This is a genomic window from Occallatibacter savannae, from assembly GCF_003131205.1.
Lineage (GTDB): Bacteria > Acidobacteriota > Terriglobia > Terriglobales > Acidobacteriaceae > Telmatobacter > Telmatobacter savannae.
This window is the reverse complement of sequence record NZ_QFFY01000001.1, coordinates 690,593-706,993: the sequence shown is the minus strand read 5'-3', so window position 1 is coordinate 706,993 and position 16,401 is coordinate 690,593. Positions and strand designations below refer to the sequence as shown.

Below are 16,401 nucleotides of genomic sequence, written 5' to 3'. Positions count from 1 at the left end.
TGAGGCGAGGTTTTCCTGTGCCGCGCAGAGGCGGGTCCTGGGATGAGCTGAGTGGTGGATCTTGCGTCTACTGCTTTACGGATTCGTCGTCGAGGAGGCCGGAGATGCGCAGTTGCACCAGCTTTTTGAACGGCAGGTTGGTGAAGCCGTGGCGGCTGGCCTGGGCGATAAATTCGTCGTCGATGTGGAAGATGCGAGCCTGGACGACGTCTTCAGCGGTGACGCCGGGGAACTTTTGCTTGAGGGTTCGAGCGAACTCAGGCGTGGCGCCCTGGATGCGCATGTTGAGAAGCTGCTTCGAGTTCAGGTTGTCGAAACCTGCGGCCTTCATGCCGGAGACGAATTCGGGCGTGATGTTGAATATCTTGAACGAGACGGCTTCTTTGACGTCGTCGATCTGATAGCCCTGCTTCTTGAGGTCCGCGATGTACTCCGGCGTGACGCCCTGAATTTTGCAGGAGACAAGGTCGTCGGCGCTGAGCTTGCCGAAGCCGGCGTTCGCCATTTGCTGCGCGTACTCGGGCGTGATGCCCTGGATCTTCATGTTGATCATCTTGTCGAGATCGACGTCATAGCCTGCGGCTTTCATGCGATCGATGTAATCGCTGTGAGGCTGGGATGCGGGTTCCGGCTTGGCTTGCGGTTGGGTTTCTGCTGCGATGGTTGTGTCCACGCTAGCGTCGGTGGTGGTCTGGATTGCGGGATAGGGCGAGGGCTTGGCTTTTACTGCGACCGCGGCGGTGGCGTTGACGTGGACTGCAGGTGTGACGACGGTAGAGACGACGGGGCTGGCCGTGGGTTGCGGGGCCGGGTTGAGGCTAGCCAGGACGTGGGGCGCAGGAACAAGCAGCGCGACAAGTCCGGCGGAAGCGGCGACGAGGGAGAAGGGGCGAAGGCGAGTGCTGGGGATGCGGGTCATGGGTTCTCCGAGAATGCGGGCGATGCGCATCAGCAAGGTGGAATGTGAGGCGTGGCCGTCGAGTGCCATCGCGAGGCGAAGGTGGCGCGAGCGATGCTCCTCAAGGCGATAGAGAGCGCTGGCGTAGGTGACGGGGTTGGGGCAGATTTTGAGCGCCATGTCATCGCAGCAGAGTTCGCGCTCGTGGCGGATGCGGGCGTTGATCCACCACACGGCGGGGTGGAAAAAGAAGAGGGTTTCGGCGATGGTCTGGAGTATGTTCCAGAAGAAGTCGGCGCGACGGACGTGAGCCAGCTCATGCGCGAGGACGACTTCGAGTTCATCGGGGCCGAGGGAGGTGAGCGCGCTAAGGGGAAGGAGAATGATTGCGCGCAGCGTGCCGATGGTCATGGGGCCGTCGATGGCGGTGCAGACGCGCAAAGCTACGGCACGGCTGAGACCAAGGGCCGAGCAGATGCGATCGAAGCTGGCGCGGACCGTTTCGGGGGCCTGAGTGATTGCGGACTGGCGCAGGCGGCGGAGATACCACCATCCGCCGAGACTGCGGATGCTCAGCGCCAGGACGCCGGCAACCCAGAGCCCGTCAATCCAGGGCAGGAGCGAGGCCAACGTGATGTGCTGCACATCCGGACGGGACTGAATCATTCCGGGTGCGGCGATTCGTGGCAAATCGAGCGTCAGCGGAGCGGCGAAATTGGCTGCGGTGCTGGTGAAGGTTGCGGGCGCGGATTCCGATCGGAGCTCCCACGCGAGCGTCACTACGGAGCACGCGAGCATCAGCATAAGGGAAGCGAGGGCCGCTGTGTAGCGCGTCTCCGCGGAGCGGCGGGCAAGCAGGGCTGAGAGCAGGCGGTAAGCGGCAGCAACGGCTGCGGCCTGCCAGCAGAAGTGAATGAGTGTCCAGGCGACGGCTTCGGGGATGGAGGTCATTGCCGGTCCTTTCGTGCGGATTTGTTCGGGGTGGTGCCGTTCTGGTGCGATGAGGCGGCGCCTGACCGCCTGCTTTCGAGGAGGGCACGAATCTCAGCGAGTTCGTCCTCGCTTGCCGGCCCCATGGAGAGCGCGTGAAGAGCGAGCTGCGCGGCGGACCCGGCGAAGAGCCGGTTGCTGAGATCGGAGAGGAGGCGGCTCTGCATGGTGTCCTGCGAAAAGGCCGCGCGATAGACATGCGCGCGGGCGGCCTCGTCGCGAACCACGAGACCCTTGGTGGTCATAATCTGGAGGAGCTTGAGAACGGTGGTGTAGCCCGACGGCTTCTCTTCGTTGAGAGCTTCATAAATGTCCCGCACGGTTGCCGGCTCCTTCTGCCAGAGGATCTGGAGAAGCTCGAGTTCAGCTTCGGTGGGGCGGGGGATGGTCGTACCGTGTTCCATGATGAGAAGACGTTATACGAAGCGCTTCGTAGGCGTCAACGAAAATCTTCGTACTTGTGACGAATGGTGCAGAGGGTTCAGATACGTCGGTGCGTTTCGCAGACCGGGAAGAGCGGAGGCAGAGGGGCGAGCCGGCTTATAGAATCGACTGCATGACTGGTCGTCCAAGCCCCGAGGAAGCCGACTCCTACTACTTCACCTATATCCAGAAGGTCAATGGCGATGACCCCTTGCGCGCCATCGAAAATCAGCTCGATCAGTATTCGCCGTGGCTGCGCCGAATTTCGGAAGAGAAGTCGCTGTTCCGCTATGCTCCCGGAAAGTGGAGCATCAAGCAGGTGCTAAACCATATCTCGGATACGGAGCGCGCATTCACATTTCGTGCGCTGTGGTTTGCCCGTGGGTTCACCGACCCGCTGCCCAGTTACGACCAGGAGGTTGCGGTGGCTGCTGCACAAGCAGAGAAGATTCCGTGGAGCGCGCATGTGGAGGAGTTCACGCGGGTGCGCGTGGGAACGATATCGCTCTATCGGAACCTGCCCAGAGATGCATGGATGAAGAAGGGGATTGCGAGCGGATTCAGCTTCACGGTGCGTGCGCTGGCTTTCATCATTCCTGGGCACGTGGAGCATCATTGCCGGATACTGAAGGAGAAGTATCAGCTGGGGTGAGGGAACTGCGCTTCGCGTTCTTGATTGTTGCCGTTTCGGCGGTGCAGCTGTGCGCGAAATCTCCAGCTACACATTGCCAGACAAGCGAGCAGCAGAGCGCGCGGTCGACTGATGCTTTATCCGGGCCGCTGCGCGTGAATGTGGATGAGGTTGTGGTCACATTCAACGCGGTCGCGTCGGATGGCCGTCCTGTGCACGATCTGAAAGCTGAAGAAATCAGGATCAGGGACAATGGGCTTTCTCCACGGCGGATCGTGGCGTTCGACCAGCTGACGGATCGGCGTCTGCGAGTTGGCATTTTGCTCGATACAAGCGAGTCCATGCAACCGGGCTTGTCATCGAGCAAAGCCATCGCGGAGAAATTCATCAACCAGCTTTTCCGGCCGGGAGTGGATGAGGCCTTCGTTGCAAGCTTCGGGTCTGTCTCGGAATTGCTGCAGCCGTGGAGCGGCGCTCGTGCGCCTGTTGCGAGAGCGATTCAGATCGCGTCGGCCAAAGGAAGCAGATTGCCGGGCACGGCTCTGTTCAATGCTGTTTTCCAGGCGTGCTCGTCTTCCTTCAGGTCTGTCGATCAGGCCGCAACCGGGAACGTCATCCTGCTGTTTTCCGACGGAGAAGACAACGCCGGGCGAACGTCTTCCGATGAAGCGGCGAGAGCCTGCCAGAAAAGCAATACCGAGATATTCGCGTTTCTTTCCAGCACTTCGTCGGCGCATGCGTCAACCGGGCCTAAGGTATTGCGAGAACTTGTTTCGAAAACAGGTGGGCGCGTCTTCGAAGGGGACGACTCGGAGGCTGCGGTCCAGCGCGATCTCGAGGAGATCGAGTCGGAAATGCGGAATCAGTACATGCTTGTCTACAACCCGGCGGAACTGAAACATGACGGTGCGTTTCACGACATCGAATTGCAGCCGCCCGATCGAGTGAGCAGGATCAACGTGAGGTCAGGCTACTTCGCGCCATTGCGGTAGCACGAGGGAGAGGTTCTGCGATCCCACTCATCCGTGGTTATGCTGCGGATGAATGAGGCACAACTTGTACTTGAGGTGTCGAGGGACCTCGGTGCCTAAATGCGAGGCACCGGGGGCAACCTGCGGAACCTCAAATCACGGCGGACACGCGTGCGCGATCCAATCAAGACTGATCGGGGTGAACCCTTCGAAGGAATCATTGTGTCCCGTGCCGGGGATTGAGTGATACTCCTTCGGGTCGCGAGCTAGCGAGAAGAGCTTCGCGCCGTGGGACGGAGGAATCAACTGATCTTCCGCACCGTTTGCAATCAGAACCGGGACATGAATATGGCTAATCTTCTTGTCGTTCTCGAAGCGGTCAAGGACAAGAAGCCTTGCGGGGAGAAAAGGGTAGTGAATCTGTGCGAGTGATGCAATGGAAAGACATGGCGCGAGAAGCATCAGGCCACCCACCGGGAATTCACGCGCCATCTGCACAGCTACGCCGGTGCCGAGAGAGTGTCCGTACAAGATGATGTGCTGCGGCGCAACACCGCTTGCGATCAGTTTCTCGATGCAGGCGCGTGCATCGTTGTACAAACCTACTTCAGTCGGTTTGCCCGGCAATCCGCTGTACCCGCGATATTCTACTGCGAGAAATCCGTAACCGGCCCTGATGTACGGCTCGGCGATCTGGGCGGCACCGAGCAGCGAGTCACCGTTGCCATGGAAGAACACGATAGTGGAAGATTTTGAGCTTGCCGGAGCGTACCATGCCTTCAGGCTGAGACCGTCCGCTGTGGTGACGGGGACCTCCAGAAACCTCTTATTCGGTGCTTTCTCCAGATACCCGCGCGGTGGGAAATAGAGCAGGCTTCGCTGAGAGAAGTAGAAAGCCGCGACGATCGCGGCGTAGGCGACGATAGCTAAAAGCGCGAAGATCCTCAGCACCCTCACTGACCTGTCCTGACCGATTCGTAGGTTTCGCAATTGTACGCCGGGGCCCAAGGTCGACCGGTATAATTCGCGCATTCATGAACAGGGCAGGAGGGTGCGCGATGTGCAAGGTGAATCGACGGGAGTTTCTTGCGACCAGCACGGCGTTTTTGAGCGTGGCGGCCGAAGCGGAGATTCTGCGCGGCAGGACGGTGGCATCTGCAGCGGAATCGGTGGATGTGGACCAGATCGCTCCGGGCGTCTATTTCCACGAAGGCAGCCTTGCAGATGATGCTCCTGCGGCCTGCAACAACGGATGGATTGTCTTTGAGGACTACGTTCTTGTGGTGGACGCCAACTATCCGGCTGGGGCCAAACTGATGATTAGCAAGATTCGAGCGCTCACGGATAAGCCGATCCGGTTCGCCTTCGACACGCATCATCATGGAGATCACGCTTACGGCAATCAGGTGTATGTTGAGGCCGGCGCAGTTCCCGTGGCGCACACGGGCGTGCTGGATGAAATGCGGCGGCTGGAGACGGGCTACTACGGAGGCAAGCCCGGGCGGTGGGAGCAGGCGGTTGGTGGGAGGCCCGATCTGAAGGACACAAGGCTGAAGCCTCCCAGTGTGCTGTTTCCGAAGGAACTCTACTTTGATGACGGAAAGCATCGCGTGGAGTTGATGCACCTCGGCGTTGCGCACACGCGCGGAGATGCGGTGGCGTGGCTGCCGAAGGAGAAGATCCTGTTTACCGGCGATGTGTGCGTGAACGGGCCGTACAACTTTGTCGGCGATGGCGATGTGGAAAAGTGGATCGCCACTCTGGAAGCGGCGAAGAAGCTGGGCGCCACGACGATCTGCACAGGACACGGTCCGCGATCGGTGGCATCGGTGCTGGATGATCAGCAGGCGTTCTTCAAGGTTCTACAGGACCAGGTGCATTCGAAGCTGATGAACGCTTCGCCCGAGGTCGCAAAGGCGAAGATCGAAGAAATCCGCAAGGCGATGAAGGTCAATGCTCAGGTGGCACGCTATGTTTCCGATGGAGGGAAGGACGATGGCTTCCCGGGCCAGGTTCAGAAAGTCTATGAAGAGTTGAGCGGCAAGCCAATGACTGCCTTCGCGGATTATGGCCATACCGCCAGACGGAGTCATGCGCACTCGCACGGTGTGAACCACGCAGGTTGATTTTTCGCGGCTAGCGGGCGATGCGGGCAGAGCCGCCTTTCATGGCGCGTTCGACCTCGGGGAGTGTGGCCATGCTGGTGTCTCCGGCGGTCGTCATTGCAAGCGCGCCGTGGGCAACGCCGCAGCGGACAGCCCAGTCAATCGGCTTGGCGGCGAGCAGGCCGTAGATGAGCCCGGATGCGAAGCTGTCGCCTCCGCCGACGCGATCGAGAATGTCCATTTCGAACTGCGGGACGTGGACGATCTTGTCCTGGTAAAGGGCGATCGCACCCCAGGCGTTGCGGCTGGCTGTGGTGGCTGTGCGAAGCGTGCTGGCGATGAGCTTGAGATTCGGGTAGAGAGCGGCTACTTCGCGGAGCATCTCTTCATATGCGTCGACGGGCAGTTCGGAAAAGTCCTCGGCCACTCCTTTCAACTCGACGCCAAGCATGGCGGAGAAATCTTCCTCGTTGCCGAGGAGGAGGTCGACTTTGCGGACGAGGGTGCGGTTGACTTCCTGTGCCTTGGCCTTGCCGCCGATGGAGCGCCAGAGTGAGTCGCGGTAGTTGAGGTCGTAGGACACGGGCGTGCCGTGCGCGCGGGCTGCGTCCATGGCTTCGGCGGCAACGTCGGCAGTTGAGGCGGAGAGGGCGGCAAAGATGCCGCCGGTGTGGAGCCAGCGGGCGCCGTTCGTTGAGCCGAAGATTGCGGACCAGTCGAAGTCGCCGGGTTTGACCTGGCTGATGGCGGTGTGTCCGCGATCGCTGGAGCCTGCGGCGGCGCGAAGGCCGAAGCCGCGCTCAGTGAAGTTGAGCCCGTTCCGTACGGTGCGGCCGACGCCATCGTAGGGAATCCAGCGGAGGAGGGAGGTGTCGACGCCGCCCTGAAGAATGAAGTCCTCCACAAGGCGGCCGACCGGGTTGTCGGCAAGCGCGGTGGCGATGGAGGTGCGCAGGCCGAAGCAGCGACGAAGGCCGCGGGCGACGTTGTATTCGCCGCCGCCTTCCCAGACGGTGAACTGGCGCGCGGTGTGGATGCGTCCTTCGCCAGGGTCGAGGCGCAGCATGACTTCGCCGAGGCTGATGCAGTCCCAGCGGCGGTTTGCGTCGGGAATCAGAAGAGGTTCCATAGAGAAAATCGATTCACTGAAAACTGTAATGCATGGGGTGGGCGAGGTGGTGCGTGGCTACCTGGCTGAGAGGCGCAGCGATGCACCGTGATAGATTTTGGGGGTCAGCAAAATGGGGTTGACCTGGAGCGCGAAGTTGAGCGCTCGCCTTTAGAAAACACGAGGATAGAGATGAGCACGAAGCTGTTTGATTTGAGCGGCAGGGTTGCAGTTGTTACGGGTGGGACCACGGGCATAGGCCATGCGATTGCGCTGGGACTGGCGGAGGCTGGGGCGGACGTGGTGGCGAGTTCGCGGCGCAAGGAGCAGGTGGAGAAGGCTGCCGGCGAGATTGAGGCGCTGGGGCGCAAGACTCTGCGGGTGACGAGCGATGTGCTCGATCGCGGTTCGCTCGAGAAGGTGCATGATGAGGTGCTGAGCGCGTTTGGCAAGGTCGACATTCTGGTGAATGCGGCAGGAGTGACGTATAAGGCTCCGACGCTGGAGACCTCAGAGGCGGACTGGTCGCGGGTGATTGAGACGAACCTGACCGGGACGCTGCGCGCATGCCAGATTTTTGGGAAGACGATGGTGAAGGCTGGATACGGGCGGATTATCAATATTGCTTCGCTCACGACCTTTGTTGGTTTCTTCCAGGTGGCGGCGTATTCGGCGTCGAAGGCCGCGGTGGGTTCGCTGACCAAAGTGCTATCTGTGGAACTGGCGAAGACCGGCGTGAACGTCAATGCGATTGCGCCGGGAATGTTTCCGACTGAACTGAACGCAAAGCTGATCACGGGCACGCCACGAGGCGAGGAGTTGCACATGCGCGTGCCGATGGGCCGCTGGGGGAAGACGAGCGAACTGGCGGGAGCGGCGATTTTTCTTGCATCAGAAGCGGCGTCGTATGTGACGGGCGAGATTGTGGCGGTGGATGGCGGGTTCCTGGCGAGTGGAGTGAATCAGTAGGGACAGGGATCAGTGGTCAGGGTCAGTGATCAGATTGGCGCGTATGCGAACTGGCCCGGATCGCAGGGCGGGTGAAGCAAATTGAAGATCACGAATGCGTACGTCAATGTCACTTCGCCGGGGCGGAACTTTGTCACGCTGAAGGTGGAGACGGACGAAGGGATTTACGGACTCGGGGATGGCACGCTGAACGGGCGTGAGATGGCTGTGGTGAGCTATCTCACTGAGCATGTAATTCCGTGTATTGTTGGACGCGATCCTTTTCAGACCGAGGACATCTGGCAGTACCTTTATCGCGGCGCGTACTGGCGGCGCGGGCCAGTGACGATGACGGCGATTGCGGCCGTGGATGTGGCGCTGTGGGATATCAAGGGCAAAGCGCTGAATACGCCGGTGTACAACCTGCTTGGGGGAAAGAGCCGCGAGGGCGTGCTGGTGTATGCGCATGCGAACGGAGGCGACATCGACGCTGCGATTGGAGATGTGGCGAAGCACAAGGAGCTTGGATACAAGGCGATTCGCGTGCAGAGTGGGATTCCAGGGCTGAAGAGCACGTACGGGGTTCCGAAGGGGGCGGGGCGTTATGAGCCAGCGGAGCGCGGATTGCCGCATGAGTATGAGTGGTCGACGGAACTGTATCTGCGGCATGTACCGAATCTGTTTGCGCGTGTACGGGAGGAATTCGGCGAGGAACTGCACCTGTTGCATGATTGCCACCACCGGCTGACTCCGATTGAGGCGGGAAGGCTGGGCAGGGAGTTGGAGCCGTTCCATCTGTTCTGGATGGAGGATCCGACGCCGGCGGAGTTGCAGGAAGGTTTCAAGAGAATTCGCGAGCACACGACTACGCCGATTGCTGTTGGCGAGGTGTTTAACTCAGTGTGGGATGCACATGAGCTGATTCGTAACCAGTGGATCGACTATCTGCGTATGACGGTGGTGCATGGAGGCGGGCTGACGCACCTTAAGAAGGCGGCGGACTTCGCGGCGATGTATCACGTGCGGACTGGATTTCATGGGGCGACGGACTTGTCGCCGGTGACGATGGCTGCGGCGCTGCACTTTGATTTGGCAATACACAACTTCGGTATCCAGGAGCATATGCCGCATACGGACGAGACGAACGCTGTGTTTCCTCATAACTACAGCTTCAGAGATGGAATGATGTATCCGGGCGATGCTCCGGGGCTTGGCGTGGATCTGGATGAAAAGCTTGCGGCGAAGTACGAGTACGAGCGGGCGTATCTGCCCGTGAACCGTAAGCTGGATGGAACACTCACGGACTGGTGAGACAAATGGTGAATCCGACGAAGCCGGTAGACGAGCGAACACGGACGATGGCTGGAGAAGAAGTTCCGGCACTGAAGGGGCGCTGGACGATCTGCGCAATGTTGTTTGTGGCGACGACGATCAACTATGTGGATCGTACGGTTCTCTCCGTGCTCAAACCGGACCTGCGCGGACAGGTGGTGCAGTTGCATCCGTTGTTCCCGGGATGGCCTTCGTTCGAGACGAGGATCAATATCACGGATCACGCTTACGGATGGATTCTGTGGGCGTTTCAGATCGCGTACGCGCTGGGAGTCGTCTTCGCCGGGCGGCTTGTGGACCGGATGGGCTGCCGAAAGGGCTATCCGCTTGTGACCGGATTGTGGAGCCTGGCAGCGATGTCGCATGCACTGGTTCGCTCAGTGGCTGGATTTGGAGTGGCGCGATTCTTTCTCGGGCTCGGCGAGAGCGGGAATTTTCCGGCGGCGATCAAGGCTACGGCGGAGTGGTTCCCACCGCGGGAGCGCTCGCTGGCAACGGGGATCTTCAATTCCGGCGCCGGTGTTGGAGCGATTGTTGCGCCGGTGCTCGTGCCGTGGGTTGCTGTGCACTTCGGCTGGAGAGCGTCGTTTCTGGTGACGGGGATCTTCTCGCTGGTGTGGATCGTCTGGTGGTCTATCCAGTACCGCAAGCCGAGCCAATCGATGGACTCGGCGGATGGACCTTCGTTCAAGGCGCCGAATGCAAGCGAGTTTGCGTGGTGGCGACTGCTTCAGTATCGGCAGGCGTGGGCGTTTATGGTGGGGAAGTTTTTAACGGACGCCGTGTGGTGGTTCTTTCTGTTCTGGCTTCCTCAATATTTTCATTCGCGCTTCTCACTTGACCTGACGCACATGGGACTGCCGCTTGTGTCGGTGTACGTGGTCTCGACTTTCGGAAGTGTCTATGGCGGGTGGCTGCCGAAGGGCTACACGCGGCTGGGGATGCCCCTGAAGAAAGCTAGACTGGCCGCGATGCTGACCTGCGCATGCTGCGTACTGCCGGTGGTTACGGTGGGCACCTTGAAGTCGCAGTGGCTCGCGGTGGGACTGCTGGCACTTGCGGCGGCGGCGCATCAGGGATGGTCGGCGAACATCTTTACGACAGTGTCCGATATGTTCCCGTCGGAGCATGTTGGCACTGTGGTGAGCTTTGGGCAGGTTGCCGGCGCATTGGGCGGAGCAATTTTTCAGCCGATCGCGGGCGACGTTTTGCAGCGAGCGAAGGACTTGCACACGCAGTCGGGATTCGTACCGCTGTTTATCTATTCGGGCTGTGCGTACCTGATTGCACTCCTGCTGCTGCGGATGCTGGCGCCGGGACTCAAGAGGGCGGAGCTGCCGAGCAGTTGATGAAGCAACTGCCCGGCCGTTGCGAGGATCCCTAACCTTCGGCCCGGGATTTGTCAGCTGCTTCTACAGTCTGTTCCGAAGAGGCACCCTGATCCGCACCGGATCCGCTTTGCTTTGCGCCGAGCCCGAGGATCTTGCGGTTCTTTTCGGCGTCGGCTCCCGATCCGGCGAAGTCGTCAAAGGCTTTCTCCGTGACCTTGATAATCCACTGTTTGATGAGCTGCGCGCCTTCGGCGGCTCCGACCTTGGGGTGCTTGATGCAGCACTCCCACTCGAGCACGGCCCATCCGGGGTAGTCGTACTGCGCCATTTTGCTGAAGATGGCTTTGAAGTCGATCTGGCCATCGCCGAGGGAGCGGAAGCGGCCGGGTCGATCGATCCATGCCTGGTAGCCGCCGTAGACGCCGGCCTTTCCGTTGGGGCGGAACTCGGCGTCTTTGACGTGAAAGGCGCGGATGCGGTCGTGGTAGAAGTCGATGAACTCGAGATAGTCGAGCTGTTGCAGGATCATGTGGCTGGGATCGTAGAGGATGTTGGCGCGCCTGTGGTTGTTTACTGACTTGAGGAAGCGCTCGAAGGTGACGCCGTCGTGGAGATCTTCGCCGGGATGCAACTCGAAGCAGACGTCGACGCCTGCTTCCTCGAAGAGATTGAGGATTGGAGTCCAGCGCCGGCCTAGTTCGTCAAAGGCTTCTTCGACCAAGCCTGCGGGACGCTGCGGCCATGGATAGAAGTAGGGCCAGGCCAAAGCGCCTGAGAAGGTCGCGTGCGCTTTGAGGCCGAGATTGTTGCTGGCTTCGGCAGCCCACTGCAACTGCTGCGTTGCCCAGACCTGCTGCTCTCTCGGCCTTCCGGAGATCTGGGCTGGCGCGAACCCATCGAGCAGAGCATCGTAGGCGGGATTGCTGGCTACGAGCTGACCCTGGAGGTGCGTTGAAAGTTCGGTGAGCTTAAGGCCTGCGCCGTCGAGGATGCCCGTAATTTCTTCGCAGTAGTCGCGACTCTCGGCGGCTAGTTTGAGGTTGAACAGACGGCTGTCCCATGAGGGGATCTGGACGCCTACGAAGCCGAGCTGCGAGGCCCAGTGCGCCATGCCTTCGAGGGTGTTGAACGGCGCCTGATCATCAGCAAATTGAGCAAGGAAAATTGCCGGCCCAAGAATTGTTTTCATGATTTCGCTCCTATGAATCCTGCTCTAAAACTCAACCCAGCTCTGTTTTTTGCTGCTCTCAACGGCGCGATCGATGAAGCGCATGCCACGCACGCCGGCTTCGATTGAGGGCAGCGTGGATGGGAGTGAAGCTGTGTGGCTGTCCTGCCACGCTATTAGCGCGTCCGAGAACTCTCGGTACAGGACCGCGAAGGCTTCAAGGTAGCCTTCGGGGTGGCCGCCGGGTAGACGCGTGACGGCGCGTGCGTCGTCGCTGAGATATCCCGCAGCGGCGTGCCGGATTTCTTCCGGGCCGTCGAGCCACTTGACGCTGAGGCGATTCGGATCCTCCTGATGCCACTCCAGCGAACCCTTTTCGCCATAGACGCGGAGGCGCATGTCGTTGCGTTCGCCCGCGGCAATCTGCGAGGTCATGAGAACGCTCTGCGCACCATTGTCCATCCGCAGAAGAGCGGTGCAGTCGTCGTCGAGCTTACGGCCCGGAACGACGGAGAGAAGCGAGGCGTTGACGCCAACGACCTTGAGGCCGGTTACGTACTCGGTGAGATGAAACGCGTGCGTGCCAATGTCGCCGATGCATCCGCCGGCACCGCTCTGCGCGGGGTCGGAGCGCCAGGAGGCCTGCTTCTGGCCAGAGGTTTCGATGGGATTCGACAGCCAGCCTTGCAGATATTCGACAGCGATCTTGCGAACCTTCCCGAGTTTGCCGCTCGCGACCATGTGGCGCATTTCGCGGACCATGGAGTAGCCGGCGTAGGTGTGAGTCAGGCCATAGGGGAGGCCGCTCTTTGCGACGGCTTTTTCGAGGTCAACGGCTTCGGCGTAGGTCGCCGTTGCCGGCTTGTCGCTCATGACCGGAAATCCAGCCTCGAGCGCAGCTACGGCGACGGGCATGTGGAGATGGTTGGGCGTGACGATAGCGACGAAGTCGATGGCGTCGCTGCGCTTCTTCTCGGCTTCGATCATTGCCTTGTAATCGGCATAGGCGCGGGCCGGGTCAAGTTTGTACATCTCGCCGGCGGCGCGCGAGCGCTCCGGAGACTGAGAGAACGCTCCAGCTACGAGTTCGATCTTGCCGTCAAGTTCTGCGGCGATGCGATGCACCGGTCCAATAAAAGCACCTGGTCCGCCACCTACCATTCCCATGCGCAATTTGCGCTGAACAGCCATTGAAGCTCCTCAACTTTCGTTCTGTTGTCACACAGAAGTCTCAGGGAGATGGCGCGGGTGCGTCAAATGCGCCACGGTCGAATGGCGGTACTCAGGAGTCGGGCTGGGCGCGTCACACGGCAATGCCGGCAGATTTATAGATCTGAGCGATGTATTGCATGTCGCGGAGACCTTCTTCTCCGGGCGACTGCGGTTCGAGGTTGTTTTGAAGGCAATGGGAGAAGTGTTCGGATTCGGCCTGGAAGTGGGAAGGGTCTTTCGAGGGGTTTGGCTCGTCGAGCTGCTTGCCGGAGAGCTCGCCGCGTAGATGGAGGCCGTCATATGCGAAGGCGTTATCGACCTGGAACCAGCCTTTGGAGCCGTAGACGCGGAAGTAGCCCCCCATGTTGGCGCCGTAGGTGGTGCTGCAACTTGCGAGGATGCCGGAGGGGAAGTGCATCGACCATGAGACGTTCTCTTCGACTTCGTTGAAGCGGCCGTCGTGATCAATGACGGAGGAGTACGCGGAGATGTGGCCGGGCTCTTCGCCGGTGAGATAGCGACAGGCGTTGAGCGAGTAAATGCCGACGTCGTAGAGCGGCCCGCCGCCGGCGAGCGCTTTGCTGAGACGCCATTCGCCTTTAGCGATGTTGAAGCCGAAGGCGCTCTGGATGGTCTGCACCTGGCCGAGGACGCCGTCGCGGATGAGCTTGATGGAGCGCAGGTTGGTGGGCTCATAGTGGCATCGGTAGGCGACCATCAGCTTTTTGTTAGCGGCTTTGCAAGCGGCGATCATCTTTTCGCAGTCTTCGACGCTGGTGGCCATTGGCTTCTCGCATAGCACGTGCTTGCCGGCCTTGGCGGCGCGGATGGTGTACTCGGCGTGCATCGAGTTGGGCAGGGCGACGTAAACGGCGTCAACGGCGGGATTGCGGGCGATCTCGTCGAAGTTTTCGTAGCTGTAGATGGAACTGGACGGGATGTTGTTCTGGGCAGCGATCTTTTCGGCTTTGTCGCGGTGTCCGCTGACGAGGGCGGTGATTTGCGAGTTGTTGGTAGCATGTGCACCGGCGATGAAGTGTCCGGCGATGCGGCCGAGTCCGATGACGGCGTAGCCGATTTTCTTTTCGCTTGATTGGGCGCGGGCAGATGCGGGGATTAAATGAGCGGCTGCGCCGAAAGCGGCAAGGCGGGAGAAGTCTCTGCGTGTGATGGTCATGGGACCTCGAAGAGGGATACACACCGATTGTAGTGTCGCGGACGATGTGGACGGTGCCTTTCTAAACAGGTAGATCCGGAAGGCCAGGCTGATGGAGGAGCAGTTTGAAGGGTGGATGATGTCGTTTTTGATCGTTTAGCAAGTTAGCGGCGCTTCGCGCCGTAGCTAGTTGCCGAGTCAGCGGGTTTGTGGTGGTGCGGGCTTTGTGGCTGCAGATATCGGACTGGGAGGAGGACGCCCGCTCATCGCTCAACCACCCCAGCGACGAAGACCTGTCGCCCGGGGACCCCGGACGAAGCGATGAACGGGGCACAGCTTTGATGGTGCGGGCTTTCGAGGTAGACGCGATCGTCCGACCGCGGGGAGGAGCCGTCGCGCTAAGATCGGCTTTATGGAAAAGCTGGTTTTGGATGGGCAGGCGCTGACGCTGAACGAGATCGAGGATGTGGCGGCTAAAGGCATGCGGGTGGAGGTGGCGCCGGAGGCTTTGAGGCGTGTAGCGGAGAGCCGCGGGCTGATTGAGGGGATTCTGGCGGCGGGTGAGACGGTGTATGGCGTGAACACCGGGTTTGGAAAGCTGGCGGATGTTCGCGTACCGGGCGACAAGCTGGCGGAACTGCAAATCAATCTTGTGCGGAGCCATGCGGGAGGCGTGGGGCAGCCGCTGAGCGAGGCGGAAGCACGCGCGATGGTGCTGCTGCGGGCGAATGTGCTGGCGAAGGGATTCAGCGGAGTGCGGCCGGAGCTGCTGGAGCTATTGGTGGCGATGGTGAATGCGGGCGTGAATCCGGTGATTCCGGAGAAGGGGTCAGTCGGGGCGAGCGGGGATCTGGCGCCGCTGGCGCATCTAGCGCTCGTGGTGGTTGGCGAGGGAGAGGCGTTCTATCGCGGAGAGCGGATTGAGGGCGGCGAGGCGCTGCGGAGGGCGGGGCTGAGGCCTGTGGAGTTGACGGCGAAGGAAGGGCTGGCGCTGCTGAACGGGACGCAGGCGATGACGGCGGTGGGTGCGCTGGCGGTGGCGCGGGCGCGGCGCGTAGTGGAGTTGTGCGACGCGTCAGGAGCGATGGCGCTCGACGCGTTGAAGGGAACTCCGGCGGCGTTCGATGCGCGGATCCAGAAGGCTCGGCCTCATGCGGGACAGATTGCGGCGGCAGAGCATTTGATGAAGCTGCTGGAGGGCTCGCAGATTCGCGAGTCGCACCGGGAGCACGATACGCGCGTGCAGGATGCGTATTGTTTGCGGTGCATGCCGCAGGTGCACGGGGCCGTGCGCGGGGTGCTGGAGCATGTGGCGGGCGTGCTGGAGGTTGAGGCGGGCTCGGCCACGGATAATCCGCTGGTGTTTGCAGGGACGAATGCGGCGGTGATTTCGGGTGGAAATTTTCACGGAGCGCCGTTGTCGTACGCGTTTGACTATGCGGCGATTGCGATGACGGATTTAGCGGGGATTACGGAACGGAGAATCGATCGGCTGCTGAATCCGGATATTAATGAGGGACTGCCGGCGTTTCTGGCGGTCGATCCGGGGTTGTCGTCGGGGTTCATGATCGCGCAGATTGTGGCGGCGGCGCTGATCAACGAGTGCCAGGTGCTGGCGCATCCTTCGTCGACGGGGAGTATTCCGACGGATGGAGGCAAAGAGGATCACGTGTCGATGGGGATGACGGGAGCGATCAAGCTGCGGCAGATTGTGGAGCATGTGGAGCGGGTGCTGGGAATTGAGCTGATGTGCGCGGCGCAGGCGCTGGAGTTTCGGAGACCGTTGAAGTCGAGTACTCGGATTGAGGAGGCGCATGCTGCGATTCGCGGAGTGGTGCCGCGGCTGGAGCGGGATCGGGTGCTGGCGGGGGATATCGAGGCGATGGCCTTAGCGGTGCGGAGTGGGGTATTGGATGGATGGAGGGGATAGAGTTGGCTCCGCGTTCCGTGTTCTTCTCTTAGCGGGTCAGCGGCGCTTCGCGCCAAGCGGGTCAGCGGGTCAGCGGATCTTTACTCTCGGAAAACAACGGTTGTCGCGTGCCGACAACTTGAGACGAACCTTCGTCAGCAGATGTTGGCGGTGAGTAAGAAAAGCGACTGCAGATGGTTCGACTCACCACCACCGAAC

14 protein-coding genes are annotated in these 16,401 nt (G+C 60.6%); 7 read left to right on the top strand and 7 right to left on the bottom strand.

All coding sequences use genetic code 11. The features are described from left to right. Positions 1 to 67: 67 nt before the first annotated feature. Together DHV10_RS03075 and DHV10_RS03070 are read right to left on the bottom strand one after the other, a co-directional pair. Positions 68 to 1,849, bottom strand: a complete 1,782-nt coding sequence (locus tag DHV10_RS03075) for a M56 family metallopeptidase (protein ID WP_109484832.1) — start codon at positions 1,847 to 1,849, stop codon at positions 68 to 70. Continuing rightward, positions 1,846 to 2,292 (bottom strand): BlaI/MecI/CopY family transcriptional regulator, encoded by a 447-nt coding sequence (locus tag DHV10_RS03070; RefSeq protein WP_109484831.1) that lies wholly within the window; start codon positions 2,290 to 2,292, stop codon positions 1,846 to 1,848. The genes DHV10_RS03075 and DHV10_RS03070 overlap by 4 nt, the downstream gene beginning before the upstream one ends. 152 nt (positions 2,293 to 2,444) lie before the next feature. On the opposite strand from DHV10_RS03070, the gene DHV10_RS03065 reads away from it, so the two are divergent. Both DHV10_RS03065 and DHV10_RS03060 read left to right on the top strand, forming a co-directional pair. Further along, positions 2,445 to 2,963, top strand: a complete 519-nt coding sequence (locus DHV10_RS03065) for a DinB family protein (RefSeq protein ID WP_109484830.1) — start codon at positions 2,445 to 2,447, stop codon at positions 2,961 to 2,963. Beyond that, positions 2,960 to 3,934: a VWA domain-containing protein gene (locus DHV10_RS03060; protein ID WP_162601149.1), complete on the top strand. Its 975-nt coding sequence runs from the start codon at positions 2,960 to 2,962 to the stop codon at positions 3,932 to 3,934. Before DHV10_RS03065 ends, DHV10_RS03060 begins: the two co-directional genes overlap by 4 nt. 135 nt (positions 3,935 to 4,069) lie before the next feature. Here the strand turns inward: DHV10_RS03060 and DHV10_RS03055 are convergent, their stop codons facing one another. Next, positions 4,070 to 4,870 (bottom strand): alpha/beta hydrolase, encoded by an 801-nt coding sequence (locus tag DHV10_RS03055; RefSeq protein WP_162601148.1) that lies wholly within the window; start codon positions 4,868 to 4,870, stop codon positions 4,070 to 4,072. Positions 4,871 to 4,971: 101 nt separating this feature from the next. On the opposite strand from DHV10_RS03055, the gene DHV10_RS03050 reads away from it, so the two are divergent. Continuing rightward, the gene (locus DHV10_RS03050) at positions 4,972 to 6,039 is read left to right on the top strand and encodes an MBL fold metallo-hydrolase (RefSeq protein ID WP_162601147.1); all 1,068 of its coding nucleotides are present in this window, start codon (positions 4,972 to 4,974) and stop codon (positions 6,037 to 6,039) included. A 10-nt stretch (positions 6,040 to 6,049) separates the two neighbouring features. On the opposite strand, the gene DHV10_RS03045 is transcribed toward DHV10_RS03050, so the two are convergent. Continuing rightward, positions 6,050 to 7,147 carry a sugar kinase gene (locus tag DHV10_RS03045; RefSeq protein ID WP_109484826.1) on the bottom strand — a complete coding sequence of 366 codons (1,098 nt, stop codon included), beginning with the start codon at positions 7,145 to 7,147 and terminating at the stop codon, positions 6,050 to 6,052. A gap of 171 nt (positions 7,148 to 7,318) precedes the next feature. On the opposite strand from DHV10_RS03045, the gene DHV10_RS03040 reads away from it, so the two are divergent. The 3 genes from DHV10_RS03040 (at position 7,319) to DHV10_RS03030 (ending at position 10,755) form a co-directional block, all read left to right on the top strand. Beyond that, positions 7,319 to 8,095 (top strand): SDR family NAD(P)-dependent oxidoreductase, encoded by a 777-nt coding sequence (locus tag DHV10_RS03040; protein WP_109484825.1) that lies wholly within the window; start codon positions 7,319 to 7,321, stop codon positions 8,093 to 8,095. Between the two features lie 81 nt (positions 8,096 to 8,176). Next, positions 8,177 to 9,385, top strand: coding sequence for a D-mannonate dehydratase ManD (manD, locus tag DHV10_RS03035; protein WP_109484824.1), 1,209 nt, complete (start codon positions 8,177 to 8,179; stop codon positions 9,383 to 9,385). Positions 9,386 to 9,390: 5 nt separating this feature from the next. Continuing rightward, entirely contained in the window at positions 9,391 to 10,755 is a 1,365-nt protein-coding gene (locus tag DHV10_RS03030) for an MFS transporter (protein ID WP_239461264.1), read from the top strand. Between the two features lie 31 nt (positions 10,756 to 10,786). Here DHV10_RS03030 and DHV10_RS03025 read toward each other — a convergent pair whose 3' ends face one another. The 3 genes from DHV10_RS03025 to DHV10_RS03015 form a co-directional block, all read right to left on the bottom strand. Next, positions 10,787 to 11,926: a sugar phosphate isomerase/epimerase family protein gene (locus DHV10_RS03025; RefSeq protein ID WP_109484823.1), complete on the bottom strand. Its 1,140-nt coding sequence runs from the start codon at positions 11,924 to 11,926 to the stop codon at positions 10,787 to 10,789. A 24-nt stretch (positions 11,927 to 11,950) separates the two neighbouring features. After that, on the bottom strand, positions 11,951 to 13,096 hold the full coding sequence (locus DHV10_RS03020) for a Gfo/Idh/MocA family protein (protein ID WP_204101306.1): 1,146 nt from the start codon (positions 13,094 to 13,096) through the stop codon (positions 11,951 to 11,953). Positions 13,097 to 13,208: 112 nt separating this feature from the next. Then, complete coding sequence (locus DHV10_RS03015) at positions 13,209 to 14,294, bottom strand: Gfo/Idh/MocA family protein (protein ID WP_109484822.1); 1,086 nt, start codon at positions 14,292 to 14,294, stop codon at positions 13,209 to 13,211. Positions 14,295 to 14,685: 391 nt separating this feature from the next. On the opposite strand from DHV10_RS03015, the gene hutH reads away from it, so the two are divergent. Next, entirely contained in the window at positions 14,686 to 16,203 is a 1,518-nt protein-coding gene (gene hutH, locus DHV10_RS03010; RefSeq protein ID WP_109484821.1) for a histidine ammonia-lyase, read from the top strand. Positions 16,204 to 16,401: the final 198 nt, after the last annotated feature.

Excerpts from the sequence above, each read along its gene's own strand:
- DHV10_RS03075 (WP_109484832.1), bottom strand. The coding sequence starts at position 1,849 with ATGACCTCCATCCCCGAAGCCGTCGCCTGGACACTCATTCACTTCTGC.
- DHV10_RS03070 (WP_109484831.1), bottom strand. The coding sequence starts at position 2,292 with ATGGAACACGGTACGACCATCCCCCGCCCCACCGAAGCTGAACTCGAG.
- DHV10_RS03065 (WP_109484830.1), top strand. The coding sequence starts at position 2,445 with ATGACTGGTCGTCCAAGCCCCGAGGAAGCCGACTCCTACTACTTCACC.
- DHV10_RS03050 (WP_162601147.1), top strand. The coding sequence starts at position 4,972 with ATGTGCAAGGTGAATCGACGGGAGTTTCTTGCGACCAGCACGGCGTTT.
- DHV10_RS03045 (WP_109484826.1), bottom strand. The coding sequence starts at position 7,147 with ATGGAACCTCTTCTGATTCCCGACGCAAACCGCCGCTGGGACTGCATC.
- DHV10_RS03040 (WP_109484825.1), top strand. The coding sequence starts at position 7,319 with ATGAGCACGAAGCTGTTTGATTTGAGCGGCAGGGTTGCAGTTGTTACG.
- DHV10_RS03030 (WP_239461264.1), top strand. The coding sequence starts at position 9,391 with ATGGTGAATCCGACGAAGCCGGTAGACGAGCGAACACGGACGATGGCT.
- DHV10_RS03025 (WP_109484823.1), bottom strand. The coding sequence starts at position 11,926 with ATGAAAACAATTCTTGGGCCGGCAATTTTCCTTGCTCAATTTGCTGAT.
- DHV10_RS03020 (WP_204101306.1), bottom strand. The coding sequence starts at position 13,096 with ATGGCTGTTCAGCGCAAATTGCGCATGGGAATGGTAGGTGGCGGACCA.
- DHV10_RS03015 (WP_109484822.1), bottom strand. The coding sequence starts at position 14,294 with ATGACCATCACACGCAGAGACTTCTCCCGCCTTGCCGCTTTCGGCGCA.
- hutH (WP_109484821.1), top strand. The coding sequence starts at position 14,686 with ATGGAAAAGCTGGTTTTGGATGGGCAGGCGCTGACGCTGAACGAGATC.